This window comes from Streptomyces monomycini (assembly GCF_022271435.1).
Classification (GTDB): Bacteria; Actinomycetota; Actinomycetes; order Streptomycetales; family Streptomycetaceae; genus Streptomyces; species Streptomyces monomycini.
On sequence record NZ_JAFIQY010000035.1, the window covers coordinates 30,417 to 56,411 of the forward strand.

At 69.9% G+C, this 25,995-nt stretch carries 24 protein-coding genes; 12 read left to right on the forward strand and 12 right to left on the reverse strand.

Going from position 1 to position 25,995, the window contains the following annotated elements; all coding sequences use genetic code 11:
* Positions 1-150 precede the first annotated feature (150 nt).
* A complete protein-coding gene (locus JXZ78_RS30060; protein ID WP_030017300.1) occupies positions 151-1,386 on the reverse strand; it encodes a helix-turn-helix domain-containing protein in 1,236 nt (411 codons plus the stop codon).
* Positions 1,387-1,519: 133 nt separating this feature from the next.
* Between JXZ78_RS30060 and JXZ78_RS30065 the strand changes: the two genes are divergently transcribed.
* Together JXZ78_RS30065 and JXZ78_RS30070 are read left to right on the forward strand one after the other, a co-directional pair.
* Positions 1,520-1,906, forward strand: a complete 387-nt coding sequence (locus JXZ78_RS30065) for an ATP-binding protein (RefSeq protein WP_050501980.1) — start codon at positions 1,520-1,522, stop codon at positions 1,904-1,906.
* On the forward strand, positions 1,903-2,100 hold the full coding sequence (locus JXZ78_RS30070; protein WP_030017302.1) for a hypothetical protein: 198 nt from the start codon (positions 1,903-1,905) through the stop codon (positions 2,098-2,100). Before JXZ78_RS30065 ends, JXZ78_RS30070 begins: the two co-directional genes overlap by 4 nt.
* Before the next feature lie 21 nt (positions 2,101-2,121).
* Here the strand turns inward: JXZ78_RS30070 and JXZ78_RS30075 are convergent, their stop codons facing one another.
* The 6 genes from JXZ78_RS30075 to argC form a co-directional block, all read right to left on the reverse strand.
* Positions 2,122-3,291: an amidohydrolase family protein gene (locus JXZ78_RS30075; RefSeq protein ID WP_030017303.1), complete on the reverse strand. Its 1,170-nt coding sequence runs from the start codon at positions 3,289-3,291 to the stop codon at positions 2,122-2,124.
* A gap of 132 nt (positions 3,292-3,423) precedes the next feature.
* Positions 3,424-3,966, reverse strand: coding sequence for an arginine repressor (locus tag JXZ78_RS30080; RefSeq protein ID WP_030017304.1), 543 nt, complete (start codon positions 3,964-3,966; stop codon positions 3,424-3,426).
* A gap of 8 nt (positions 3,967-3,974) precedes the next feature.
* Positions 3,975-5,231, reverse strand: coding sequence for an acetylornithine transaminase (locus JXZ78_RS30085; protein WP_030017305.1), 1,257 nt, complete (start codon positions 5,229-5,231; stop codon positions 3,975-3,977).
* A complete protein-coding gene (gene argB / locus JXZ78_RS30090) occupies positions 5,228-6,178 on the reverse strand; it encodes an acetylglutamate kinase (RefSeq protein ID WP_030017306.1) in 951 nt (316 codons plus the stop codon). Before argB ends, JXZ78_RS30085 begins: the two co-directional genes overlap by 4 nt.
* Positions 6,175-7,329 carry a bifunctional glutamate N-acetyltransferase/amino-acid acetyltransferase ArgJ gene (gene argJ / locus JXZ78_RS30095; RefSeq protein ID WP_030017307.1) on the reverse strand — a complete coding sequence of 385 codons (1,155 nt, stop codon included), beginning with the start codon at positions 7,327-7,329 and terminating at the stop codon, positions 6,175-6,177. Before argJ ends, argB begins: the two co-directional genes overlap by 4 nt.
* Positions 7,326-8,354, reverse strand: coding sequence for an N-acetyl-gamma-glutamyl-phosphate reductase (gene argC / locus JXZ78_RS30100; RefSeq protein WP_030017308.1), 1,029 nt, complete (start codon positions 8,352-8,354; stop codon positions 7,326-7,328). The genes argJ and argC overlap by 4 nt, the downstream gene beginning before the upstream one ends.
* A gap of 207 nt (positions 8,355-8,561) precedes the next feature.
* Between argC and JXZ78_RS30105 the strand changes: the two genes are divergently transcribed.
* From JXZ78_RS30105 to JXZ78_RS30125, 5 genes are all read left to right on the forward strand, one after another.
* On the forward strand, positions 8,562-9,383 hold the full coding sequence (locus JXZ78_RS30105; protein ID WP_030017309.1) for a hypothetical protein: 822 nt from the start codon (positions 8,562-8,564) through the stop codon (positions 9,381-9,383).
* A complete protein-coding gene (locus JXZ78_RS30110; RefSeq protein ID WP_033036981.1) occupies positions 9,383-11,671 on the forward strand; it encodes a transposase in 2,289 nt (762 codons plus the stop codon). The genes JXZ78_RS30105 and JXZ78_RS30110 overlap by 1 nt, the downstream gene beginning before the upstream one ends.
* Positions 11,668-12,954 carry a TniB family NTP-binding protein gene (locus JXZ78_RS30115; RefSeq protein WP_030017311.1) on the forward strand — a complete coding sequence of 429 codons (1,287 nt, stop codon included), beginning with the start codon at positions 11,668-11,670 and terminating at the stop codon, positions 12,952-12,954. The genes JXZ78_RS30110 and JXZ78_RS30115 overlap by 4 nt, the downstream gene beginning before the upstream one ends.
* An 11-nt stretch (positions 12,955-12,965) precedes the next feature.
* Positions 12,966-14,828: a TniQ family protein gene (locus JXZ78_RS41320; protein ID WP_078623911.1), complete on the forward strand. Its 1,863-nt coding sequence runs from the start codon at positions 12,966-12,968 to the stop codon at positions 14,826-14,828.
* 146 nt (positions 14,829-14,974) lie between these two features.
* Positions 14,975-15,586 (forward strand): hypothetical protein, encoded by a 612-nt coding sequence (locus JXZ78_RS30125; RefSeq protein ID WP_238783466.1) that lies wholly within the window; start codon positions 14,975-14,977, stop codon positions 15,584-15,586.
* Positions 15,587-15,661: 75 nt separating this feature from the next.
* On the opposite strand, the gene JXZ78_RS30130 is transcribed toward JXZ78_RS30125, so the two are convergent.
* Positions 15,662-16,264: an HD domain-containing protein gene (locus JXZ78_RS30130; protein ID WP_238783467.1), complete on the reverse strand. Its 603-nt coding sequence runs from the start codon at positions 16,262-16,264 to the stop codon at positions 15,662-15,664.
* A 435-nt stretch (positions 16,265-16,699) separates the two neighbouring features.
* On the opposite strand from JXZ78_RS30130, the gene JXZ78_RS30135 reads away from it, so the two are divergent.
* Complete coding sequence (locus tag JXZ78_RS30135) at positions 16,700-17,224, forward strand: TetR family transcriptional regulator (RefSeq protein ID WP_238783468.1); 525 nt, start codon at positions 16,700-16,702, stop codon at positions 17,222-17,224.
* Between the two features lie 247 nt (positions 17,225-17,471).
* Here the strand turns inward: JXZ78_RS30135 and JXZ78_RS30140 are convergent, their stop codons facing one another.
* Positions 17,472-17,876 (reverse strand): DUF5997 family protein, encoded by a 405-nt coding sequence (locus tag JXZ78_RS30140; RefSeq protein ID WP_030017315.1) that lies wholly within the window; start codon positions 17,874-17,876, stop codon positions 17,472-17,474.
* A 58-nt stretch (positions 17,877-17,934) separates the two neighbouring features.
* On the opposite strand from JXZ78_RS30140, the gene JXZ78_RS30145 reads away from it, so the two are divergent.
* Positions 17,935-18,717 carry a LysR family transcriptional regulator substrate-binding protein gene (locus JXZ78_RS30145; RefSeq protein ID WP_030017316.1) on the forward strand — a complete coding sequence of 261 codons (783 nt, stop codon included), beginning with the start codon at positions 17,935-17,937 and terminating at the stop codon, positions 18,715-18,717.
* An 81-nt stretch (positions 18,718-18,798) separates the two neighbouring features.
* Here JXZ78_RS30145 and JXZ78_RS30150 read toward each other — a convergent pair whose 3' ends face one another.
* Entirely contained in the window at positions 18,799-19,425 is a 627-nt protein-coding gene (locus JXZ78_RS30150; RefSeq protein ID WP_078623912.1) for a TetR/AcrR family transcriptional regulator, read from the reverse strand.
* A 133-nt stretch (positions 19,426-19,558) separates the two neighbouring features.
* On the opposite strand from JXZ78_RS30150, the gene JXZ78_RS30155 reads away from it, so the two are divergent.
* On the forward strand, positions 19,559-20,671 hold the full coding sequence (locus JXZ78_RS30155) for an FAD-dependent oxidoreductase (protein ID WP_030017318.1): 1,113 nt from the start codon (positions 19,559-19,561) through the stop codon (positions 20,669-20,671).
* Positions 20,672-20,818: 147 nt separating this feature from the next.
* Here the strand turns inward: JXZ78_RS30155 and JXZ78_RS30160 are convergent, their stop codons facing one another.
* Positions 20,819-23,041 (reverse strand): NADP-dependent isocitrate dehydrogenase, encoded by a 2,223-nt coding sequence (locus tag JXZ78_RS30160; protein ID WP_030017319.1) that lies wholly within the window; start codon positions 23,039-23,041, stop codon positions 20,819-20,821.
* Between the two features lie 359 nt (positions 23,042-23,400).
* Here JXZ78_RS30160 and JXZ78_RS30165 point away from each other — a divergent pair, with 359 nt between their 5' ends.
* Both JXZ78_RS30165 and JXZ78_RS30170 read left to right on the forward strand, forming a co-directional pair.
* Positions 23,401-24,624: a beta-ketoacyl-[acyl-carrier-protein] synthase family protein gene (locus tag JXZ78_RS30165; RefSeq protein ID WP_030017320.1), complete on the forward strand. Its 1,224-nt coding sequence runs from the start codon at positions 23,401-23,403 to the stop codon at positions 24,622-24,624.
* A gap of 92 nt (positions 24,625-24,716) precedes the next feature.
* Positions 24,717-25,349, forward strand: coding sequence for an AAA family ATPase (locus JXZ78_RS30170; protein WP_030017321.1), 633 nt, complete (start codon positions 24,717-24,719; stop codon positions 25,347-25,349).
* Positions 25,350-25,416: 67 nt separating this feature from the next.
* On the opposite strand, the gene JXZ78_RS30175 is transcribed toward JXZ78_RS30170, so the two are convergent.
* Complete coding sequence (locus JXZ78_RS30175; RefSeq protein WP_030017322.1) at positions 25,417-25,872, reverse strand: carboxymuconolactone decarboxylase family protein; 456 nt, start codon at positions 25,870-25,872, stop codon at positions 25,417-25,419.
* Between the last annotated feature and the right edge of the window lie 123 nt (positions 25,873-25,995).

Consider the following 25,995-nt stretch of genomic DNA (forward strand, 5'->3'; position numbering starts at 1 on the left):
TTCGCGGCTCGGGCTGCTCTCTTGGCCATTTCACAAGGGAGTACCCCGGGCCTGACCTAAAGCGTCTTCAGGTCAATCCGAGTGTGGCATGCGGGCCCCCGCTCCGCCGAATCCAGAAGTTCGCACTGTATGACCCGCGGCACGGAACGGTCAGTCCCGCTGCTGCAGCGCCTCCACCAGCAAGCGCCCCTCCTTCGCTCCCGCACGGAGCAGGGCCGCAGCCGTGACATGCAGCTCGTTCCAGGAGTGCGGGCGGCCGATCGTGGCGGCGTCGGGGACGAGCGGGAGTGCCACGGTCAGCGCCTCGGCAGCCTCCTGGGCCCCGGCGTACGCGTGGGCCAGGCAGCACCCGTACCAGGTACGGTCACGTCGGTACTGGTCCTCCAGCCCTGCCAGCCCGGTGCGCAGATGCCCGACGGCGCCACTCCAGTCCCGCAGATGCATGGCGATCATGCCGCGCTGGAGCATGAACCACGTCTCACCGTAGAAGTACATCCACGCGGGCTCGTCCTCCGGGTGGTGGGACGCCCGGGTGATCAGGGTCTGCGCCTCGTCGAGCAGCCGGTGGGCGTCGCCGCCGGCGCCGACGAGGGCGTGACCCCGCGCGGCCATCTGTGCCGCCATCCCCCGTACGCCGGGAGACGCGTCCGGGGCCGACCAGTGCGCCGCCTCGGCGAGCCGTACGGCGCGGTCGCCCTGGCCTCCGGACCAGGCCAGGTGGGCCTTCATGCTCAGCGTCGTGGCGGCCATGTCCGCGTCGCCGGCCTCCAGCGCCCAGTCGTGGCTGCGGTCGTACCAGGCGAGAGCGGCGGCGGTCTGCCCCTGGTCCTGTGCCATCCACGCGAGGAACTGGGCGTGTTCGGAGGCAAGTCGGACCACCCGGCCCGCGATCGGGCCCCGGGCACCCGCGAACAGGTCCACGACGGCTCGGAGTTGCTGTTGCATCAGGCCCACCAGCGGCCGGGAACCGATCAGGTCCTCGGCGGAACGGTGCTCGGCCAGCAGCCTGTCCAGCCAGTCCAGAGTGGCGGCGTCCGCCTTGTGCGTCGCCTCGGTCGCACCGGTGATGCGCGCGAGCAGATCGGCGTCGGGCCCCGGACCGGGCAGCACGAGCCCCGCGACCGGCGCGCGGTACGGCTCAGCCACGTGTCCCGGCGCTCCCAGCCCGCCGACGATGCGCTGCCGCACCTCACCGGACGTCACCCGGCGACGCCCCCGCTCGATGTCGGAGACATCCGGCTGCGCCAGCCCGACGCGTTCACCGACCTTCGTCTGCGAGAGCCCTGAGAGACCGCGATAGGTGCGCAGGACGGCGCCCCAGTCCTCGGCCGCGAGCGCGGAAAGCAGCCCCGGATGGGACCAGATGTTGAGGCCGGGTGCCGTCATACGACGAATATAGGGCGGCCTATAGGGCGGTGGGATGGGTCCGGTGCACGCTCATCCCGATGATCGGCCCGTAAGGTCCCACCGGCTGCGCAGACGGCCGCGGGACGTGACCGACCTGAAAGGGCGCATCGGCATGACGCACGTTGCCGAAACCCTCCCCCGCACCCCCGAAAGCGCCGCCACCGCCAGACGCCTGGTGCGCATAGCTCTCTCCGCCTGGGGCCTGGAGGAACTGGCCGATGACGGCGCCCTGATCGTGTCCGAGCTGGTGTCCAATGCCGTCCACCATGCGCGGAGTCGTTGCATCCGGGTCTCGGTCACCCGGCCGGGAGCGGCCCGAGTGCGTCTCAGTGTCGTGGACAAGTCGATGAAGCTGCCGGAACCCCGGGAGTCGGGCGAAGGGGACGTGGACGGACGCGGTCTGATGCTCGTCGCCGTTCTGGCGGCGGACTGGGGCGCCGAACTGTTGCCGTGGGGCAAGCGGGTGTGGGTGGAGTTGCACGGGAAGGAACGAGGATGACCGGCGAGCGGGGCCCGTGGGTGGGCGACCTGGTCCATGATGAGGACGCCGGGCGCCGCGGCATCGTCACGGATGTGCGTGGCAGGTCCGTGTGGGTGTTGCGGCCGGAGCACGAGTCGGGCCAGTGGACGTCGCGGCAGCCTCAGCGGCTGACCGTGGTGACGCCGCACGAGCACATGAGGGAGCGGTTGTAGGGACGTACACCTACAGGCCCGTCACCCCACCCTCGCCCCTCCCCGGACCACCGCCACCACATCAAGCACCGCCCCCACATCCGCCAGCGGGTCCCCTCCCACCGCCACCAGATCCGCGTCGTACCCCGCCGCGATCCGCCCCTTGCGGCCGGCCAGGCCGCACACCAGTGCCGCCGTCGATGTTGCCGCCCGGAGGGCCTCCACCGGGGTGAAGCCGAAGTTGGTCATGGCGGTGATGCCGTGCGGGTAGCTGCCGTGGGCCTTGACCGGGAAGATGCCGGAGTCGCTGCCGAGGGCCATGGTCACGCCGGCTTCGCGGAGGGTGGCGAGGCCGGTGACGAGGGACGGGATGCGGCGGGCGATGTGGGCCGGGGGCGGGGGTCCGCCCGGGAGGGCGCCGAGGGTGAGGGAGGCGGTGGTGCCTCGGCGGACCATGCCCTCGATCACCTGGCGGTCGAAGTCGACGCCGGTTTCGGTGAGGAAGAAGCAGTGTTCGACGGTGTCGAAGCCGGTGGCGACCGCTTCGCGGATGCCGGCGGTGGCGTGGGCGTGGGCGGTCGTGCGGAGGCCGTGGTGGTGGGCCTCCTCGACGACGGCGCGGAGTTCGTCGCGGCTGTACTGGACGCTGTACGGGTCCGAGCCGGGGGTGAGGTCGCCGCCGGTGACCATGACCTTGACGAGGTCGGCGCCGCGTTCGGCCCGTTCGCGTACGGCCGCGCGGACGCCGTCCACGCCCTCCGCCCGGCCGCCGAGGAACCAGCAGTGGCCGCGGGCGGTGGTCAGGGGCGGGCCGGAGGCGACGACGTGCGGGCCGGCGGCCGGGTCCTGTGCGGTCTCCGTGCGGAGGCCGAGGGTGAGGTAGGCGCGGTCGCCGAGGTCTCGTACGGTCGTCACCCCGGCGGACAGGGTGGCCCGCGCGGCGGTCCGGATGCGTTGCAGGAGGGTGGTGTCGTCGGCGGCGGTGAGCCGGCCGATGACGTCGTCGCTCGCGTCGAACGCCAAGTGGGTGTGGGTGTCGATGAAGCCGGGGAGGAGGGTGGCGGCGCCCAGGTCGAGGATGTCGGTCCCGACCAGCGGTAGCCCGCCGGGGTGGACGGCGGCGATCCGGCCGTTTTCGATCAGTACGGTGGGCCGCTCGACCAGTCCTGGCCCCACTCCGTCGAACAGTGCTCGTGCGCGTACTGCCAGCATCGGACCTCCCGCGCCGCATACCGCCCGGCCACCCGGCCGCCCGAGGCGGGCTCCCGTGCCGCCCGGCCGCAGCGGCCCGGGCGAGGTCCCAGTACAGCGGCCGGGCGGGCGGGCTGGTGAGGAACCCGCGGTTCAGCGTGCCTTTTGCGCCAAGTGCAGCAGGTGGTCGGCGAGGGCCTGGCCGCCGGCCGGGTCGCGGCTGATGAGCATCAGGGTGTCGTCGCCGGCGATGGTGCCGAGGATGTCGTGCAGTTCGGCCTGGTCGATGGCGGAGGCGAGGAACTGGGCGGCGCCGGGCGGGGTGCGCAGGACCACGAGGTTGGCGGACGCCTCGGCGGAGATGAGGAGTTCTCCGGAGAGGCGGCGCATCCGCTCCTCCTTGGCGGACTCCCCCAGCGGCGCCCGCGGCTTGCGGTCGCCGCCCTCGCTCGGTACCGCGTAGATCAGCTCACCACCGGTGTTGCGGATCTTCACCGCGCCCAGTTCGTCCAGGTCACGGGAGAGGGTGGCCTGGGTGACGGACAGGCCGTCGTCGGCGAGCAGCTTGGCGAGCTGGCTCTGGGAGCGGACGGCCTGCCGGTTGAGGATGTCCACGATCCGGCGGTGGCGTGCGGTGCGGGTCTGCGGTACGGCAGGCCCCCCGTGCAGCGTCTCGTTGTCCTGCGCCTCGGTCATCGTTGTCGTCAGTCTCCGGATCGTTGTACCCCGTGTGCCCCAGCGAGGGCCGCGTCGAGGACGGCGGGGAGCTTCCGGAGGAACGTATCCGCTTCGTCGTCCGAGACGATCAGCGGCGGGGCGAGCCGGACGACGTCCGGCGCGACCGCGTTCACCAGGAGGCCCGCGTCCTGAGCCGCTCGCTGCACCTGCGGTGCGACGGGCTCGGACAAAACGATACCCAGGAGGAGTCCCGCGCCGCGGACCTGGCCGACGAGCGGGTGCGCCGACGCCTCGATCCCGCCACGCAGCCGCTCGCCGACCCGCTTGACGTGGTCGAGGAGTCCGTCGGCCTCGATGGTGTCGAGGACGGCGAGCGCGCCCGCGCACACGACCGGGTTGCCGCTGAACGTCGAGCCGTGCGAGCCGGGGGTGAGCAGGCCGGCAGCGGGGCCGAAGGCGAGCGTGGCACCGATGGGCAGGCCGCCGCCGAGGCCCTTGGCGAGCGTGATCACGTCGGCCTCGACGCCCTGGGCCTGCGAGGCCAGCCAGTGGCCCGTACGGCCGATGCCGGTCTGGATCTCGTCCAGGACGAGCAGGGTGCCGGTGGCGGCGGTGATCTCACGGGCGGCGGCGAGGTAGCCGGGGGGCGGGACGACGACGCCGTTCTCGCCCTGCACCGGTTCGATGATCACCAGGGCGCTGTCGGTGGTGACGGCGGCGCGCAGGGCTTCGGCGTCCCCGTACGGGACGAAGTCGACGTCGCCGGGGAGTGGCCGGAAGGGGGCCTGCTTGGCGGGCTGGCCGGTGAGCGCGAGGGCACCCATGGTGCGGCCGTGGAACCCGCCGGTCGTGGAGACCATGTGCGGACGCCCGGTCAGCCGGCCGATCTTGAAGGCGGCCTCGTTGGCCTCGGCGCCGGAGTTGGAGAAGTAGACCCGGCCGGGGCGGCCGGCGATCCGCAGCAGCCGTTCGGCCAGCGCGACGGTCGGTTCGGCGACGAAGAAGTTGGAGACGTGCCCGAGCGTGGCGATCTGCTCGGAGACGGCGCGCACGACGGCGGGGTGCGCGTGGCCGAGGGCGTTGACGGCGATACCGCCGAGGAAGTCGAGGTAGTCGTTGCCGTCGGCGTCCTGGACGCGGACGCCTTCGCCGCGTACGAGGGGGACGCGCGGGGTGCCGAAGTTGTCCATCATGGCGCCCTGCCAGCGCTCGGTGAGGGCGGTGTTGGACACCGCCGTTCCGGACGTGGTGCGGGTCGTCGTCCCCGTGGCCGTGCCGGTCATGCCGCTCCCGCCTTCTCGCTCTCGCCCAAGTCGGCCGCGCCGATGTCCGCGGGCCCGTCCGGCACGACCATCGTGCCGATCCCTTCGTCGGTGAAGATCTCCAGCAGGATCGAGTGCTGCACCCGCCCGTCGATGACCCGGGCGGTGTGCACCCCGTTGCGTACGGCGTGCAGGCAGCCCCGCATCTTCGGCACCATGCCGCTGGCCAGGTCGGGCAGCAGCTTCTCCAGCTCGGTGGCGGTGAGCCGGGAGATCACCTCGTCGCTGTGCGGCCAGTCCTCGTACAGGCCCTCCACGTCGGTGAGGACCATCAGCGTCTCGGCGCCGAGGGCCGCGGCCAGGGCCGCCGCGGCGGTGTCGGCGTTGACGTTGAAGACGCCGGTCCCGTCGCCCTCGTCGGCGCTGCGGGCGACGGAGGAGATGACCGGAATGCGGCCGTCGTCCAGCAGGGCCCGTACGGCGCCGGGGTCGATCGCGGTGACCTCGCCGACCCGCCCGATGTCCACCAGTTCCCCGTCCACCTCGGCGTAGTGCCGGGTGGCGGACATCAGGTGGGCGTCCTCGCCGGTCATGCCGACGGCGAGCGGGCCGTGCTGGTTGAGCAGCCCGACCAGTTCGCGCTGCACCTGTCCGGCGAGCACCATCCGTACGACGTCCATCGCCTCGGGCGTGGTGACGCGCAGGCCCGCCTTGAACTCCGACTCCAGGCCCAGCCGGTCCAGCTGGGCGCTGATCTGCGGGCCGCCGCCGTGTACGACGACCGGCCGCAGCCCGGCGTGCCGCAGGAAGACGACGTCCTGCGCGAAGGCGGCCTTCAGTTCCTCGTCGACCATGGCGTTGCCGCCGAACTTGATGACGACGGTCTTGCCGTGATGGCGGGTCAGCCAGGGCAGCGCCTCGATGAGCGTGCGGGCCTTGGGCAGCGCGGTGTGCTTGCGGGTGCTCATGAGGAGTACGCGCTGTTCTCGTGGACGTAATCGGCGGTGAGGTCGTTCGCCCAGATCACCGCGGACTCGGTGCCCGCGCTGAGGTCGGCGGTGATCCGTACCTCCCGGTAGCGCATGTCGACCAGGTCCCGGTCCTCGCCCACCGAACCGTTCTTGCAGACCCAGACGTCGTTGATGGCGACGTTCAGCCGGTCCGGGTCGAAGACGGCGGAGGTGGTGCCGATGGCGGACAGTACCCGCCCCCAGTTCGGGTCCTCACCATGAATGGCGCACTTCAGCAGGTTGTTCCGGGCGATGGACCGGCCCACCTCGACCGCGTCGTCCTCGCTCGCCGCGCCGACGACCTCGATGCGGATGTCCTTGCTGGCGCCCTCCGCGTCCCCGATGAGCTGCCGCGCGAGGTCGTCGCAGACCGTGCGGACCGCGTCGGCGAACGCGTCGTACTCCGGAACCACCCCGGACGCCCCCGAGGCCAGCAGCAGCACCGTGTCGTTCGTGGACATGCAGCCGTCGGAGTCGACCCGGTCGAAGGTGGTGCGGGTCGCGTCGCGCAGCGCCCGGTCCAGGACCGGCGGCTCCAGGTCCGCGTCGGTGGTCAGCACGACGAGCATGGTGGCCAGGCCCGGCGCGAGCATGCCCGCGCCCTTGGCCATCCCGCCGACCGTCCAGCCGTCCCCGCCGGCCACGGCGGTCTTGTGCACACTGTCGGTCGTCTTGATCGCGATGGCCGCCTTCTCCCCGCCGTGCACGCTCAGGTCGACGGCGGCCTTCTCGATCCCCGGCAGCAGCTTGTCCATCGGCAGCCGTACGCCGATCAGACCGGTCGAGGCGATGGCGACCTCGCCCGCGCTGTGCCCCTTGAGGACCTCGGCGGCCTTCTCCGCGGTGGCGTGGGTGTCCTGGAAGCCACCGGGACCGGTACAGGCGTTGGCCCCGCCGGAATTCAGCACGACGGCCGAGACCCGGCCGCTCTTGAGGACCTGCTCCGACCAGAGAACCGGGGCGGCCTTGACGCGGTTGGCGGTGAAGACGCCGGCGGCGGCCAGTCGCGGACCGTTGTTCACCACCAGGGCGAGGTCCGGGTTCCCGTTCTCCTTGATCCCGGCGGCGATGCCCGCCGCCGAGAAACCCTTGGCTGCCGTGACGCTCACGGTGCGACTCCGATCGTAGAGAGCCCGGTGGCCTCGTCGAGGCCCAGGGCGATGTTCATGCTCTGCACCGCGCCGCCGGCGGTGCCCTTCGTCAGGTTGTCGATGGCGCTGACCACGACGATCCGGCCGGCCGCCGCGTCGAGCGCGACCTGCACCAGCGCGGTGTTCGACCCGTACACGGCCGCGGTGGACGGCCACTGCCCCTCCGGGAGCAGCTGGACGAACGGTTCGTCCCCCAGCGCCTTCTCGTACGCGGCCCGCAGGTCGGCGCCGTCCACGCCGGGCCGGGCCTTGGCGGAGCAGGTGGCGAGGATGCCGCGGGACATGGGCGCGAGGGTCGGTGTGAAGGAGACGGTGACCGGCTCCCCCGCCGCGGCGCCCAGATTCTGCGCCATCTCCGGCGTGTGCCGGTGCACCCCGCCCACGCCGTACGGACTCATCGAGCCCATCACCTCGCTGCCCAGCAGGTGCGGCTTGGGCGCCTTGCCCGCGCCGGAGGCACCCGAGGCGGCGACCACGACGGCCTCCGGCTCGGCGAGCCCCGCCGCGTACGCGGGGAAGAGGGCCAGCGAGACGGCCGTCGGGTAGCAGCCCGGCACCGCGATGCGCCGCGCCCCGCGCAGCGCCTCCCGCGCGCCCGGCAGCTCGGGGAGACCGTACGGCCAGGTGCCGGCGTGCGGCGAACCGTAGAACTTCTCCCAGTCACCGGCGTCCGCCAGCCGGAAGTCCGCGCCGCAGTCCACGACGAGCACCTCGGGCCCCAGCGCCTCGGCCACCGCGGCGGACTGCCCGTGCGGCAGCGCCAGAAAGACGACGTCGTGCCCGGCCAGCGCCTCGGCCGTGGTGGCCACCAGCTCCCGCCCGGCCAACGGCACCAGGTGCGGCTGCACCGCTCCGAGGCGCTGCCCGGCGTTGCCGTGCGCGGTCACCGCGCCGATCTCGACCTCCGGATGCCCCAGAAGCAGCCGCAGAACCTCTCCCCCGGCATAGCCACTCGCTCCGGCCACTGCTGCTCGTACTGGCATGGATCCTCCTCCTTGGAGGCATGACTATACGGATAGCGGCAGGTTTATGCAATGGCGGGTGGGGAGGGGCCGGTGCGCCTGTGTGACTGCGACTTTTAGTTGGCGGATGAGAGTTTTAGTTGGCGGATCTTGGTCTCGTAACGCTGCGTTGTGATCAGTTCCGAAGAACTGCCTCCTTCATCGACCGAGTAGTGGTGCCGTGAGTGGGTGGGCAAGGTAACGCGGGCGAAGATCCCGTCGGATTCAAGTCATCTGGACCAACTTGTCACGGCGTACGCCGGGGACGCCGGGCTGCGGGATCGGCTGAGACTTGGGGACGACTGGGTACGTCGGTGGAGTTCGACATGGCATGTGGGCAATGGCAAGGTCTGCTGGCCGATCCGGGACATGGCTCACGTACCGGTGCTGTCGTCCCGCCCGATGCGGGGGTTCACGTGGCGGGCGAAGCAGCGGCATCGCCCCGGGCTTGAGGTGATGGCCTCCACGGGCAGGAAGCACGGCTTCGAGTCGTTGGAGGAAATGCGTCTGCTGGTCGCGCTGGACTTCTTGAGGGCATCGGAGGTGCTGTCGCAGCCGTTCCGGCTGGACTTCGAGCATGTGGGCGGGCATGCCTGGCACATCCCGGACTTTCTGGCCGTGATCGGCGGCGGGATGTGGTTGCTGGACGTCCGCCCGATGGAGCTGATCAAGGAAGAGGACGCGTTGAAGTTCGCGGCGGCCAGGGAAGTGGCGGCCGCCTGCAGCTGGCGGTACTCGGTGGTCGTGGGCTGGCGCCAGCATGTCTGGAGCGTCCTTGATCATCTGTCCTCGCGCCGTCGGCCGGCGAGGGACCTGCTCGGCATGCGGCACCAGCTGCTCTCCGCCATCGGCGGGCAGCAAGGACGGGTGATGACGTTCTCCGAGCTGGCGGGCGCGACCAGCGTGCCTTCCGTTGGCCGGGCGAACATCGTCCGGCTGCTCTGGCAACGCGAGCTAGGTGTTGACCTGGGCAGTCCCTTGCGCGACAACTCGCTGATCTGGGCGGCGTGATGGCAGCGAGGGGGTTCTTGCAGATCGCGCCGGGCAGGCGGGTCACGCTCAACGGCGTCGAGTGGACGATCGAAGACGTCCATGGTCAGTTCGGTCGGCTCGTCCTCGTGGATGACGACGGCCGCACGGAGACCCGCTCGTTCCGCTGGCTCCTCAACCACCCCGACCTGCGGCTCCTGCCGACGGTCGAAGAATCGGGTCGCCCGTCGCCGGTCGCCCGACAGCCGAGGACACGGGCCGACCTGACCGAGGACCAGCTGGAGCGGGCCCGGTTGAGGGCTGCGCACGTGCTGGAGGCCGAGACGGGATTCCGAGAAGGCCACCCGGCTCGGGCGATGCCGGGTGAGCCCCGGCCGGCCTACGACCCGGACCGCACGACGCTGACGCAACGCCGTCACGCGAAGGCTGCGGAGACGAAGGCGATGCCCCGTCCGGAGGCGGTCCGGCTTGGCCTGCAGCACCTCAGCTACCGAACCCTGGAGCGCCTGTCGGCACTTTCGGGCGACAGTCTCCTGCTGGCCTGCGCGGACGGGCGCTGGACACGGCGACGCAGCGGGCACCGCAGCATCACCGAGGAGATCCGCGAGGCGATCTTCGCCGTCAAGGCCGAGTGTGGTGAACGCGCCCGCTTGAGCATGTCCGCCAAGCACCGGTTGATGCACCAGTACATGAGCGAGCGGTTTCCTACTTTTCCCACCAAGAAGATCCCTTCCCGTTCGACGCTCGATCACGTCTGGAAGGAGTGGTTCGGGCCCGGCGGAGCCCGGCCGCGTTACGAACGGACGGCCGAGGCAGCTGCGGAGGCCGGAGTCTCCGGCCGGATGGTGGTCCACCGGCCGGGCCAGGTGCTGGTGCTGGACTCGACCCCGATGCCGGTGAAACTGCGGGAGACCGTGTTCGGCGACGCGGTCACGGCGACGCTGACCCTCGCGCTCGACCTCTACACGCACGGGCTGCCGGCCTTCCGGCTCACGCTGCAATCCGACACCTCGGTCGACATCGCGATGCTGCTGCGGGACGTGATGCTGCCGTTTCCGATGCGGGACGGCTGGGGCGAGGACATGGAGTGGCCCTATGCCGGGGTTCCGGCCGACGTGATCGCCGAGTTCACTGGGCACCGGGTCGCCGCTCTGCCGTTCTTCGCCCCGGAGACGGTCACCACCGACCACGGCGGCCCCTACAAGAACCACGACTTGGTGGAGGCCGAGCGGGAGATCGGCTGCCGGATCCTGCCCGCCCGCGTCCTGCGTCAGACCGACAAATTCGCTGTCGAGCGCCAGTTCCTCACCGTCCAGACCATGCTCTTCGAGCACCTGCTGGGCTTCACCGGCGGCGACGTCTCGGACCGCGGGGCTGACCCGGAACGCGATGCGAGCCTCACGCTCGCCCAGGCCGAGCACATCATCGCGACCTGGATCGTCCAGATCTGGCAGAACCGCAAACTAGGCGAATACGCCCCGAGTTGGGCGCCGGGTGAGGACCACAGTCCCAACACCCTGTTCGCCGCGGCGATGGAACAGGGTGGCTTCGACCTGGACTTCCCCGAACCGAGCTTCTATTACAAGGTCCTGCGCAAGCACCACGTGAAGATCCATCCGCGACGCGGAGTGAAGATCCTCGGGCTTTGGTATCACCATCCTGTCCTCGACGAGCCGCGCTTCCAACAGCCCTCCGCCCGAGGCGGCAAGCACGCGCGCCAGTGGGTGGTCCGCAGCGACCGAAGGGACCGCCGGCAGGTGTTCCTCCAGGACGACGCCGACCATGAGACCTGGCACATCCTGCGCTGGCGAGGGCTGCCGCCCGAAGGCGAGATCCCCGCCTTCTCGGACAAGACCGCCGGCGCCCTTCTGGCACACGTGAAAGCCAACAACATCAGGATCCACTCCGAGAGCGAGCTCTTGGAACATCTGCTCGGGATCCTCGGCTCGGTCACCCCCGTCGACCAATGGCCCAGCCAGGCCAAGAAGAAGGCCGGGAAGAAGCAGCGCGTCGCCCAGGCCCGCGAGATCACCCGCGCACAGGCTGCGGCCGCCGACCGTCCCTCCATACCGGCCCCCGCAGACGAGCCGACTCCGGCCGAGATGCCCGCGGCCTGGGCCGAGCACGCTCGCACGATCGACCGCGCGGTCGACACCGACCGTCGCCGGCGACGCGAAGAAGCACTCGCCGGAACCAGACCCGTCGCCCGGCCGACGCTGCACGAGGCACTGAGCCGGCGGCCCATGTTCCTGCTCCCGCCCCGCGACGGCTCAGAAGCCGACAGGGCTGCCCGGGAGGAAGAGGCGTGACCCGAGCACTCTCGCACGACGATCCGCTGGAGGGCCTGCCCCCACGAGCCAAGATCGCCGAGTTGATCCTGGGCGGCCATCCGCCCCGCGACACCTACGTCGGCTGGCAGCACTACCGCACCCACTGCGGCCTGCTTGTCCCCGCCCCGGTGATCTCGCTGCAGCAGTGGGGGATGATCCCCGAGAGCCGCCGCGCCGACTACGACCTCTACCGGCAGTTGACGAACGCGAATCTCCCGCTGCAGGACACGCCCATGCACGACAAGGTCGGCAAGCTGATACGGCGCCGGTTGCGCGGCAACACGATGAAGCAGGACGCTCCGACGCGCGCCGGCGTCATGGTCAGCGGCTGGGGCAACTACGGCAAGACCGCGTCTGTCTGCTCCGCTGGGGCCGTCTTCGAAGACCAGTGGCTGGAACTGCACAGCTATCTCAACCCCGGGTCCCTGCCGGGAACGCGTGATCTCCACGCGCCGGTCGTCTATGTCTCGACTCCCGTGACAGCGACCCCGAAGAGCCTTTGCGCGTCGATCCTGGGCTTCTTCCGCGCCCCGACCCGCAAGACGGCCACGCTGCCGGAACTGGTCCGGCAAGTCGCCGACTCCCTCCACGACCATGGCGTCAAAGCGCTGATCCTGGACGACATCAGCCGACTGCGGATGCACAGAGCCGACGACCAGGATGTCCTCGACCTGATGCGGGCCTTTATGAGTCTGGACGTCACCCTGATCCTGACCGGCGTCAACATCTCCGGCATCGGGCTGCTGCGCGAGGCCACATGGAACAAGAAGACCCGGCAGTGGGAGATGCCACCGCTGGAGTCGACCCGCATCCACGGTTTGGAGATCACCCAGACCGAGCACCGCTTCGAGCTCATCGAGCTCGACCGCTTCCGCTACACCACCACGAAGCAGATCCATGCCTTCGTCGACCACCTGGAAGGAATCGAGCAGCATCTGCGGCTGCTGAACGCGAAGGAGGGCATGCTCACCGGCGGCACCATGCCTGAGTACTTGATGCGTCGCACCGGCGGCGTCGTCGGTCTGCTGGGGCGCCTGCTTGAGGACGGCGCCCAAGAGGCCATGGAATCCGGGAAGGAACTGCTCGACGAGAGCCTGCTGGACGAGATCGTGCTCCGACGCGACGAGCCCGAGCAGCCGCCGGACGAGCCCGTGATCCCGGCCGACCCGCCGACCGCCGGCAGAAAGACCCCGCAGGCGAAACGGCCCCGGAATACCGTTTTCGATGACCACGGCCCGGCGGCCGCTGGCACCGGGAGCTGATAGAGCAACTCATGCGTCCCCTTCCAAGAAGCCTCGACCCACTGTCCGGCGAATCCCTGCCCGGCTACCTGCTACGACTCGCTCACCGCCTCGACATCTCCCCGCTCGACATCGCCAGAATGAGTTCTCTCCCGTCTTCCGGGAAAAATCACCTGAGCGTCAGCACCCTGCTCACTGTTCCCGAACCCGCCCTGACCCTCTTCTCCCGCCTGACCCGCCTCACGAGGCACGAAGTCGTCAATCTGACGCTGGAACCCTGGCTCACACGTTATCCGCCTATTGCCAATAACTGGCCAGCCAACGGTGGCTCAGCCTTCTCCGACCCATGGCTCTTCACGAGTTTTAGCCGCTACTGCCACAAGTGTCTGGCCCATGGAACACTCCACGGTGACCCCCTGGGCGTCTCATGGAAGAAGGCGTGGCATCTACCCATCATGTTCGCATGCCCCGAGCACAAGGTATTCCTAAGCCATACATGCCCACAGTGCAATAGCCTCGCAGGCCCTTCGAGCGGTGAAAGAAAGCTGATTTTCCGCGCTGCCCTTCCGAAGGTTTCCCCGGTTTGCTGTCGCGCGGACAGCGCCGCCTCCAGCCACCGGAAACGAATCATAGAAACCTGCAGATCCCCCCTGGGAGAAGAAGGCATGCATTGCGGGAGCTCGCCAGGCGAGGAGCTCATGCAGCTACAGCAGAGGCTACTTGAATCCCTGGAACCATCACACCCTGCTGAACAGGACAGCTGCAATTACTCGGATATACGGCTCGTTGCCCTACTGATCACCGCTTCATGGCCGCACGCGAGCCCCCTGGTTTCCCCCGAACTCGCCAGCTCGGTCCCGGCCTATGCCCAGAGCCAACCAGATCTTCCGCGCAAGAAAGGACGCCCCTCCTCGCGACACCACTTCGCCTCACCGCCAGAGGACGCCGCAGCATGCGCCGGGCTGCTGCAGGCAGCAGCCCGGATCCTTGACTCCTCAGATATCAGAGATGAGCTAAGAGAACTAACCGAGGCGGCCGACTGGACATCATCCCGCGCTTCATGGCAACGCGAACTTATGCGACAGGAAGAGAACTGTTCCCCCCGTATTCGCGAAGCTCTAAAACCGCCCTCGCCGTTTACCCGAGTATCCGGAATCATCACCTCGAACGCCTCAGGGAGGCAAGGGTATACTCCAGAAAATGTCCCCGCCTTCTTAAAGGATGAGTGGTGTCACGCGTTCCTCTCCAAACTGGGCGGGACAAGCCATAAATACGTTCGAAAAGTTGCGGCTATTTGCCTTGTCCAGCTGGCTGCCGGCAACTCCCCTGCGGAAGCGGCAAAATTTCTCGGGATCAACCAAGCGGCAGAATCTGCAGTGAACTGGGACAAGATTCACGACTGGCAAGACACACAAAAACTCCCGAGAGGATTCCGAAAGAGTCTGACCGGCTTAGCCGAGATGCTCAGCTCAACCAAAGGACTAATTGACTACCAGGAACGTCGCGGCGCGCTTCAGAACTGGGAAATCAGCGAGACCACGTGGGAAGAATTGACAGCTCGCCTCCCCACGACCCGCGGAAGACAGCCCACGATCAATGCCCGGAAACGCCAGGACGCTTCGGTCTTCGTCTGGACACAAGTAACACAGGGTGAGCACCTGTTCGCACCTCGCCCTATCGAGGCGAGACAGCCGAGGGAAATCCAACGCGATTGGGCCCGGCGACGAAATACAACCTGGTACCAGCTCACCCGCCCCGATGCCATGTCCCACTACGCGAAGCTGCGGAGGGTCCTTACCGAGTACGCCGAGCAGGTCGCCCGGGACATCGACTCAAGTGCCGGGCAGATCATCAACACCCCGAAACTCACGCACAGTGAGCATCCACGACCATGATCCGCCAACTAGCCTCCTCAAGATCCGCCAACAAGAACTCTCAGGGGGCTCCTGACCTCCGCAGTTCAGATCATGATCCGCCACCTAAAAATCTCGGTCACAGCCTGAGCGTCCGAGGGGCCCCTGGATGTGCTTGAGCCGGCCGGGTGAGCGTCGCGAGCGGCCCCGCGGCAGCGGTGGTGCGCCTCATCCACGATTTCGACCGCCGGCGTCACTGCGTGATCCTGATGGGTATGCACCATGCGCTCACCCACTGGGACAGCCCTTTCGTGAACTTCAAGAACTACGACTTCCCGGACGGGCGGGGCCACGGATCCCGGTGGGTTCACATCAAGCGCTTCCATGTGCCGTCCGGCGCGCCGACCGACCAGGAATTGCTGGCTGCCCTGATAGCCCACCCGGAGTTCCGGGACACCTACGACGGAGCCGGCGTCTGGCTCGAACCCCGACACGGACAGTGGTGGGCGGACCGGATCACTCCCGGCACCTACACGGCCGTCGACCGGTCGGGCGCGGCCGCCACGCTGCACACGTGGGCCACCAGCGGCGCCCCGCTCCCCCCGGACCTGGACCTGGACCTGAAGCTTCGCGAGACGGTCTACACACCGATCCACCAGTCGACGAGCCGGTACGCGCTCGGATCCCTCCCCAAGGACGCGCGGCACGACTACGGCCCCCTCCACATCGAATTCCATGAACTCGTGCTCATCGACCGCCGCCTGGGCACCCTCACCCTCCTCGTGGCCGCCGACGACTGAGACGGCTGCCGGACCAGGCTGCTTCCGGGCGTGGCCTCCGGACGCGTCGCCGGCGCCGTTCGACCGCACGAGCCGTCAGGCACGCTCCAGCGGGTTGGCCATGGTGCGGTCCGGCCAAGTGCCGGCCACCAATTGCGCCGCCGCGCACCGCGGCTTCCGTTCCGCCTGGTCACGGAAGAGGCGGACGAAGGACTCGGCGAAGCCCAGGCGCGGATATGCCTTGACGAGCGCTTCGACGAAGGAGGGGTCGAAGGCGTCCAGCCCCGCCCCGGAGACGTCCGCGCTCGTCCCCACCTGCAGCAGGCGGCTCTCCAGGTCCTCCTCCGGCTCCACGTCGTCCCGCATGTGCAGCACGATGAGTTCGGCCGCCCGCGCGCGCCGTTCGCGCGGCCAGTCCAGGCCGGCCGTGAAGACCCACGCCAGATGGCCGCCGGCCTCCTCGAAGGGGACCGTGTGACTGTCGAACGGCGGGGTGAGCCCCAGGTCGTGCAACAGCGCCGAGACGAACAGCAACTCACGGTCGAAATCGAGACCACGGTCCTGCGCCCACGCCGCACCGAAGAAGTACGACCGCATCGAGTGGTGATACAACGCGTCGTCCGCGTACTCCGTACACACCGACTGCGCCAGCTCCATGGCCCGCCCCTCGGGGGCCCGTACACCTGCGACCTCGATCAACACCGCTCCACCCCTGACTAGAGAAGATCGTCGTCCGGGAGCTCAGCCTACGGTGACGCGAACACGCGGTCTCCTCACGCAGGTTCGGCGCGGATGACCGATAGCAGGAAGCGGAGGAAGGGGAAGAGGTGGCGTGGGACGCCAGGCGGCTCGGGGGCGGGCCGTTGGCCCGGCCCCCGGAGCGGAGTACGGGCCCTACACCCGGTACGTGCGCGCCGACGGCAGGCGCGTCACCTTCGCCCGGGGCGGGTCGGTGATGGCAGGTGATGGCCGTGCACCTGTCCGCCGACGAGGCGCAGTGGCTTGAGGACGAGGCCAGGGACAGGCGCCAGGGGTTCATGAACCCTGTACAGGCCGCGGCGTTCGAGGAGATCCGCGCGGGGCAGCATGATGCTTTCGTACGCGTACAGGGCCCGGTCGCTCGTGGAGTGGCCGATGACCGGCTGGGCGAGATCCGCGCCGTCGAACAGGACACGCGCGCAGACGAGGCCGCCGGGGCGGCTCTTCGAGCACTCCCCCAGCAAGGAAGCCCTCGTCTTCGATCTGGACGCGGACGTCGAGAGTGCGCTGGTCGCCGCCGTACGCGACCGCTCCCCCGGACAGCCCGTCCTGCACGTCCTGCACGTCCTGCACGCCCCGCGTGATCACCTGATGCGCACCCGTACCGCCGCGCGGACGGACGACCCCACCTTGTCCCCCGCGCTGCGGGACTACGCCCGGCGCATGTGGTCACGTCACGAGAAGGCGCTGGCCGCCACTCTCGCCGAGGCCACCGGGCTGGCCCCGGACGACCTCGCGATCACCAATCTGGCCCGCTTCACCGTGGAGGCTCCCAGCCTCGCCCGGGCGAGCGACGATCCGGCCCGGGCCCTGCGCGACCTGTTCACTCTGCTGGAACACGGCTGGGGTGCGACGCCCCTGGCGGCGCGAGGAGGGGCCTTCGGCGCGGGAGGGGTGTGAGGGGTGAGAGAGGTGATGGGAGGCCGAGGCGGCCGGTTGGGGCGGGGGCCGGGAGGGCGGGCGGAATCCCGAGGCCCGTCGGGGGCAGGTGGGGGGGAACGCGAGCTCCGCCCCTCGCCCGCGCTCCTCTTCTACCGGCTTCCCGTTCTGCCGGCTTCCCGCGTTCCTGCTGGTTCTGCTGTCTTAACTGGCTTTGCTGGCTCTACTGGTCCTGCTGGTTCTGCTGGTCCTGCTGGCTCTGCTGGTTCTACTGATCCTGCTGCTCGCGCTTCGCCTGCTCCGTCTTGTGCTTCTCCTTGATCCGCACGGTTTCCTTGCGGACCTCGGCCTGGGTGGCGCGTTCCTTCTGCAGCCACTCGGGGGACTCCGCCTTCAGCGCGTCGATCTGCTCCGTGGTGAGCGCCTCGGTGACTCCGCCGCGGGCGAGGCCCGAGATGGAGACGCCGAGCTTCGCCGCCACGACGGGACGCGGGTGCGGGCCGTTGAGCCGCAGTTCCCGGAGCCACTCGGGCGGGTCGGTCTGCAGCGCGTTCAGCTCGGCGCGCGAGACGACACCCTCCTGGAATGCGGCGGGGGTGGCTTCGAGGTACACACCCAGCTTCTTCGCCGCGGTCGCGGGCTTCATCGTCTGGGTGTTCTGGTGCGACGTCATGATGTCAAGGGTATCGATCGTGTGCGCTACCGCTGACCACGACCGGTAACCTGGCAGAGTGACAGGCTCGGAAGAAACCCTCTCGTTCCGGCTCGCGTACGTCCCGGGGGTGACGCCCGCGAAGTGGGTGCGTATCTGGAACGAGCGGCTGCCCGGCATCCCGCTGGAACTCGTCGCGGCGTCCGCGGACGCGGCGTACGACGTGCTGCGGGACGGCGGCGCCGACGCGGGTTTCGTACGGCTGCCGGCCGACCGGACGTTCTTCAGCGCGATCCCCCTCTATACGGAGACGACGGTGGTCGTGGTCCCGAAGGACCACCTCTTCACGGCGGCCGACGAGGTCTCCACCGAGGATCTGGCCGACGAGATCGTGCTGCATCCCCTCGACGACACCCTCGACTGGGAGCGTCCTCCGGGCCGGCCCGCGTTCGAGCGGCCCGCGACGACGGCGGACGCGATCGAGCTGGTCGCGGCAGGCATCGGCCTGCTGGTCGTCCCGCAGTCGCTGGCCCGGCTGCACCACCGCAAGGACCTCAAGTACCGGACGCTGACGGACGCCCCCCAGTCCCAGGTCGCGCTGGCCTGGCCGGAGGAGCGGACCACCGACCAGGTCGAGGACTTCATCGGCATCGTCCGCGGCCGTACCGTCAACAGCTCTCGTGGTCGTACCCAGGCTCCGGCCCCGGCCTCGGCCCCGTCGAAGTCGAAGTCCAAGCAGCCGGCCAAGGGCGGCGCCCGCCAGAAGCCCGCCGCGCGCAAGCCCGTCGGCAAAAGCTCCCGCAGTCCGCGCGGCGGCTCCGGCGCTCCGAAGGGCGCCAAGCGGGGCAAGCCCCGCCGCTGACCAGCCAGCTCCCCGGACGGACCGGGCCGGTCAGCCCCCGGACGCACCCGACCAGTCAGCTTCCCGGACGGACCCGACCGATCAGTTGCCCGGCCGGACCGCCTCCCACCCCCGCTCCAGCAGGTCGAAGATCTCTTCGATGGCCCGGCGGGGGTCGGAGTACTGCCCGTTGAGGGTGCGGGAGGCGAGGGCGAAGTGGGCCAGGGCGGCGCAGGTGACGTCGTCCTCGGGGGCGCCGACCTCCTCGGCGATGGCGCGGGCCAGGGCCGATTCGTGGCGCATCCACATGCGCTGGGCGTAGTCGCGCAGCGCCGGGGTCTCGGACACCAGGCGGACGAACGCGGCGATTTCCGGATGCGCGGTGTCCTTCTCGGAGCGCAGGACGTACTCGCGCAGAGCCCGTAGAACCGACTGGCCGGGGGCCCGGTCGCGTACGGCCGCGACGAGGGCGGCCTCGATGTCGCCCTCCTGGTCGAAGACGAGTGCTTCCTTGCCGGCGAAGTGCTTGAACAGGGTCGTCACCGACACATCGGCGGCCTCGGCGATCTCCTTGACGCCGACCTGCTCGTAGCCACGCTCCAGGAAGAGCCGCAGGGCGGCGTCGGCCAGCGCCTTGCGGGTCTGTGCCTTCTTGCGTTCGCGGCGGCCGACGGGAGCGGCGCCCTGGGCGGGCGGCGGGGGCTCGATGCGGGGAACGGGTTGGGTCACGAGTGCAGCCTACCGCGCGGTGCATCGAGTAAGAAGGTTAAGTCGTTGCACTTATTTATTGGGTGTGCTTTTTTAGTTGGAGAGAGACGCCGGACGTGCGGTCCGGCGCTCCGCGCACCCCTGGAGAGGGACCATGAATTCCACCCGTGCGGCCCGCGTCGCGATCGTCGGCGCCGGCCCCGGCGGCCTGACCTGTGCCCGTGTCCTGCAACGTCACGGCCTTTCCGTCACCGTCTTCGAGCGCGAGGCGTCCGCGGACGCCCGTTCCCAGGGCGGCAGCCTCGACCTGCACCCGGACACGGGCCAGGCGGCGCTGCGCGCGGCGGGGCTGCTCGACCGGTTCCACGCCTTGTCACGCCCCGAGGGCCAGGAGTGGCGGAAGGTGGACCACGTCACCGCGGCGGCCATGGAACAGGAGTGGCCTCCGGGGGACGAGGGCGCGGGCGTCGAGTACCGGCCGGAGATCGACCGGGGACATCTGCGGAAGCTGCTGCTGGACTCGCTCGCGCCGGGGACGGTCCGCTGGGCAAGTGCCGTCAGCGGTGCCACGCCGCCCGGTGACGGCACCTGCCGTCTGGAGTTCGCGGACGGCAGCTCCGAGGACTTCGACCTGGTCGTCGGTGCCGACGGCGCGTGGTCGCGGGTCCGCCCGGCCGTCTCGGACGCCCGTCCCGCCTACACGGGCGTCGCCTTCCTCGAAACCGGCTTCGACGACAGCGACGTACGCCATCCCGGTCTCGCGCAGCTGGTCGGCCCGGGCACGCTGGTGGCGGAGTCCGGCACGACGATCCTGTTCGCCCAGCGGAACAGCAACGGTCACATCCGCGTCTACGTGGCCTTCCGGGCCCCGCAGGACTGGCTGACGGCCGCCGGGCTGGACGTGGACGACACGGCGGCGATGCGCGCGTACCTCGGGGAGCGGCTCGACGGATGGGCCGAGGGGCTGCGGTACGCCATGCTCGACGGTGACCGCGGCTTCGCCAACCGGCCGCTGTACGCGCTGCCCGTACCGCACGTCTGGGAGCACGTGCCGGGCGTCACGCTGCTGGGTGACGCGGCGCACCTGATGCCGCCGCTCGGCGTGGGCGTCAACCACGCGCTGCTCGACGGCGCCGACCTGGCGCAGGCGCTGGTCGACGCGGAGCAGGTGGACGACGCGGTGCGTGCGTACGAGGAGCTGATGCTCCCCCGGTCCGCCGACTTGGCGAAGAAGTGCGAGGAGGGCCTGAGGCACTTGGTGCCGTGAGGGCACTCCGGCCCGCCCGAGTGGGCCGTACGGAAACGGGTCCGCCCCGGCCGACAGCAGCGCTGCTGTCGGCCGGGGCGGACCCGTCGTACAGGTGCCGGGCGGCCGGCGGACGGGAGCGCCCGTACGCCGGTGCCCGGCGCCGTATCAGCTGCCGAGGGTGGCGAGCGCCTGGTTGAACGTCTGCGACGGGCGCATGACGGCCGCGGCCTTGGCCACCGAGGGCTGGTAGTAGCCGCCGATGTCGGCCGGCGAGCCCTGGACGGCGATCAGCTCGTCGACGATCGTCTGCTCCTGCTCGGCCAGCGTCGCCGCGAGGGCCGCGAAGGACTCCGCGAGCTGCGCGTCCTCGGTCTGCTTGGCCAGCTCCTGGGCCCAGTACAGGGCCAGGTAGAAGTGGCTGCCGCGGTTGTCGATGCCGCCGAGCTTGCGGCTGGGCGACTTGTTCTCGGCGAGGAACGAGCCGGTCGCGCGGTCGAGGGTGTCGGCGAGCACCTGGGCGCGCGCGTTGCCCGTCTTCTGCGCGAGGTGCTCGAAGCTCACCGCGAGCGCGAGGAACTCGCCCAGGCTGTCCCAACGCAGGTAGTTCTCCTTGACCAGCTGCTGGACGTGCTTGGGCGCGGAGCCGCCGGCGCCGGTCTCGAAGAGGCCACCGCCGTTGATGAGCGGCACCACCGAGAGCATCTTGGCGCTGGTGCCCAGCTCCAGGATCGGGAACAGGTCGGTGAGGTAGTCGCGCAGCACGTTGCCGGTGACGGAGATGGTGTTCTCGCCGCGGCGGATGCGCTCGACCGAGAACTTCGTGGCCTCGACCGGCGACATGATCTCGATCTGCAGGCCCTCGGTGTCGTGCTCCGGGAGGTACTGCTTCACCTTGGCGATGAGGTTCGCGTCGTGCGCGCGTCCCTCGTCCAGCCAGAACACGGCCGGGTCGCCGGTCGCGCGGGCACGGGTGACGGCCAGCTTGACCCAGTCGCGGATCGGCACGTCCTTGGTCTGGCACATGCGGAAGATGTCGCCGGCGGCGACCGTCTGCTCCAGGACCGCGTTGCCGTCCTGGTCGAGGACCCGCACCGTACCGGTGGTGGGGATCTCGAAGGTCTTGTCGTGGCTGCCGTACTCCTCGGCCTTCTGCGCCATCAGACCGACGTTCGGCACCGAGCCCATCGTCGACGGGTCGTACGCGCCGTTGGCCTTGCAGTCCTCGATGACGGCCTGGTAGACGCCGGCGTAGCTGCTGTCCGGGATGACGGCGAGGGCGTCCTGCTCCTGGTCGTCCTTGTTCCACATGTGGCCGGAGGTGCGGATCATGGCCGGCATGGAGGCGTCGACGATGACGTCGCTGGGGACGTGCAGGTTGGTGATGCCCCGGTGGGAGTCGACCATGGCCAGGTCCGGGCCCTCGGCCAGCTCCGCGTCGAAGGACGCCTTGATCTCCTCGCCCTGGGGCAGCGACTCCAGGCCCTTCCAGATGCCGCCCAGACCATCGTTCGGGGTCAGGCCGGCCTTGGCGAGCACGTCACCGTACGCGGCGAAGGTCTTCGGGAAGAAGGCGCGCACCACGTGACCGAAGATGATCGGGTCGGAGACCTTCATCATCGTGGCCTTGAGGTGCACCGAGAACAGCACGCCCTCGGCCTTGGCGCGGGCCACCTGCTCCTTGAGGAACTCGCGCAGCACGGCGACGCGCATGACAGAGGCGTCCACGACCTCGCCCGCGAGCACCGGTACCGACTCGCGCAGGACGGTGGTCGAGCCGTCGTCGCCGGCCAGCTCGATGCGCAGCGTGCTGTCCTCGGCGATGACCGCGGACTTCTCGGTGGAGCGGAAGTCGTCGCCGCTCATGTGCGCGACCTCGGTCTTCGACTCCGCCGACCAGGCACCCATCCGGTGCGGGTTGGCCTTGGCGTAGTTCTTCACCGAGGCGGGGGCACGGCGGTCGGAGTTGCCCTCGCGCAGCACCGGGTTGACGGCGCTGCCCTTGACCTTGTCGTAGCGGGCGCGGATGTCGCGCTCCTCGTCGGTCTTGGGGTCGTCCGGGTAGTCCGGCAGCGCGTAACCCTGCTCCTGCAGCTCGGCGACGGCCGCCTTGAGCTGCGGGATGGAGGCCGAGATGTTCGGCAGCTTGATGATGTTGGCCTCGGGCGTCTTCGCCAGCTCCCCGAGCTCGGCGAGGGCGTCGTCGATGCGCTGTTCCTCCTGGAGCCACTCCGGGAAACCGGCGATGATGCGGCCCGCCAGGGAGATGTCACGGCTCTCCACCGTGACCCCGGCCGTCGAGGCGTAGGCCTCGATCACCGGCAGGAACGAATACGTCGCCAGGGCCGGGGCCTCGTCAGTGTGTGTGTAGATGATGGTCGAGTCAGTCACCGGGTGCTCCGCTCCACGTCTGCAACATTGCTCGACATCAAGATATCTCGTGATCGGGTCTCTACAGGAAGGGCCCTGGGCTGTCGGGGTTCCGGGCGGGCTCATGGATCGGGTTCCCGGCGGATCTTCCTCGTCGCCGCTCGCCCGGCAGCCGACGCGAACGCGCCGTCCCACCGCGACTGCTTTGCATGGTTCCCACAACCGCACACCCACGAACTCCGTGGAAGCTGCCACCTGCCACCTCAGTAACCCCCTGACAGAGTGAGCATCGAGTTGATCATTTCCCGGCCTGACGCGGTCCGGGAAGTTGTCTCCATGCGACAAAGGGGGTTCATCTGATGGCACAGGGGGTTCATCTCATGCGTACCGTCACCGAGGACGTGGTGGTCACCGGGCTCGGTGCCACCACGCCGCTGGGCAAAGACGCCGCCTCCACCTGGGACGCCATGCTGGCCGGGCGGTCCGGCATCAGCGCCATCGAGGAGGAGTGGGCGGCCGGGCTGCCGGTACGGATCGCGGGCCGGCTCGCGGTCGAGCCCGGTACGGTCCTGGACCGGGTGCAGGCCCGGCGCATGGACCGGTGCGAACAGGTCGCGCTCGTGGCGGCCCGCGAGGCCTGGGCCGACGCGGGCGCGCCGGCCGTCGATCCGGAGCGGCTGGCCGTGGTGATCGGTACGGGTACGGGCGGCGCGCTCACCCTGCTCGGCCAGGACGACGTACTCGAAACGTCCGGCGTACGGAAGGTGTCCCCGCACACTGTCCCGATGCTGATGGCGAACGGCCCTGCCGCCTGGGTCAGCATCGAACTGGGAGCGCGCGGCGGCGCCCACACCCCGGTCAGCGCCTGTGCCTCCGGCGCCGAGGCCATAGCGATGGGTCTGGACCTGATCCGGCTCGGCCGGGCGGACGTGGTGGTGGCGGGCGGGGCCGAGGCGTGTGTCCACCCGCTGCCGCTGGCGGGCTTCGCCCAGGCCAAGGCGCATTCGACGCGCAACGACGAGCCGGAGCTGGCGTCGCGCCCGTTCGACGTCGACCGGGACGGTTTCGTGATCGGCGAAGGTTCGGCCGTGGTCGTTCTGGAACGTGCCGGTTTCGCCGCCGCCCGCGCGGCCCGCGCGCACGCCACCCTCGCGGGCGCGGGCGTCACCTCGGACGCCCACCACATCACGGCCGCGCACCCCGAGGGGCAGGTCCGCGCGATGCGGCTGGCCCTGTCCGCCGCCGGGCTGTCCCCGCGCGACATCGAGCATGTGCACGCCCATGCGACGTCCACGCCTCTGGGCGACCTCGCGGAGGCCCGGTCGATCACGGAGGCCATCGGGACCCATCCGTCCGTCACCGCGACCAAGTCGATGACCGGCCATCTCTTCGGGGCGGCCGGAGCGGCGGGCGCGCTCGCCGCGATCCTCGCCGTACGCGACGGTGTCGTCCCTGCCACGCAGAACGTCGACACCCTCGACCCGGAGGTCGGCCTCGACGTCGTCACGGGAGAGCCGCGGAAGGGCGCCTTGTCCGCCGCCCTTACGAACTCCTTCGGCTTCGGGGGGCACAATGCGTGCCTGGTGTTCACGGCGGCGCCCTGAGGGGGCGGAGTTACGGGTGTGGGGTGTGGGGAGCGGGGTGTGGGGTGGAGTGCCCTCGCTCTGCGGGAGCCCGTACCCGTAGAGTGCCGCCCATGCTCCTGTGGATCAACGGCCCGTTCGGCGGCGGCAAGACGCAGACCGCGCACGAGATCCAGCGCCGGCTCCCCGGCAGCGTCATCTGTGACCCCGAGCACGTCGGCTTCGGCCTGCACCGGATGACGCCGCCGGCCCTGCGGGGCGACTTCCAGGACCTTCCGGCCTGGCGGCAGGGCGTCCACGAGGTGCTGGACCTGGCCCTGACCAAGCACCCGGGCACCGTGATCGCCCCGATGACGCTCGTGGAAACGTCCTACTTCGACGAGATTGTCGGCCGGCTGCGCGACCGTGGCCACGATGTCCGGCACTTCGCCCTGCTCGCCGACCGGCGGACGGTGCTGCGGCGGCTGCGGGAGCGCGGCTTCGGGCATGTCGTGGGGTTCGTCGCCGGCAAGGACACTCCGTTGCGGCGGGAGAGCTTCGCCGTGTCGAAGCTGGACCACTGTCTGGAGCGGCTGCGCGGGCCGGAGTTCAGCGAGCACGTGTGGACCGACCGGAGTACGGTCGCGCAGGTCGCCGACCGTATCGCCGCCTCGGCCGGGCTGGAGCTGGCCCCCGACACCGACAGCGCGCTCCGCGGGCGGCTGCGCCGTACGTGGACGAGCGTCAAGCACATCCGTTTCGGCTGACCCGGCCGCCGGGCCCGGCCGATCAGTTCGGTCGGCGAGCCCGGTCGGCGGGTCGGTCGGCGGGTCCTTACCAGGCAGCGCCCGCGACCTGCCGGGTGCTGACGTTGACCCTGTTGAAGAAATTCGTCATACCGATCATGAGCACCAGAGCGGCGAGCTGCCGCTCGTCGTAGTGCGCCGCGGCCTCGTTCCAGACCGCGTCCGGCACCGGGTCGGTACGGTCGCTGAGCCGGGTCACGGCCTCGGTGAGCGCCAGAGCGGCGCGCTCGGCCGGGGTGAAGAAGGGCGCGTCGGCCCACGCCGCCACGGTGTGCAGCCGCTCGTCACGCTCACCGGCCTTCTGAGCCTGCAACGTGCCGCCGTGCACGCAGTAGCTGCATCCGTTGATCTGGCTCGCCCGCAGGTGGACCAGGTCGAGCGTGGCCTGCGGGACACCGGCCTTCTTGACCGACTTGAGGACGGCGAGGACGGATTCCGTGACGCCGGGGAGGAGCACGGCCGGGTTCGAGATCCGCGCCTGCACGGGGGGCTGCGAGCCCTGCGGATCCTGTGTGCCCTGCGCGTCCTGGGGGCTCTGGGTGCTCTGGGTGCTCTGGGTGCTCTGCATGGTCATGTCTCCTGTCCTGCGGGGCGGTCCGTCACATCG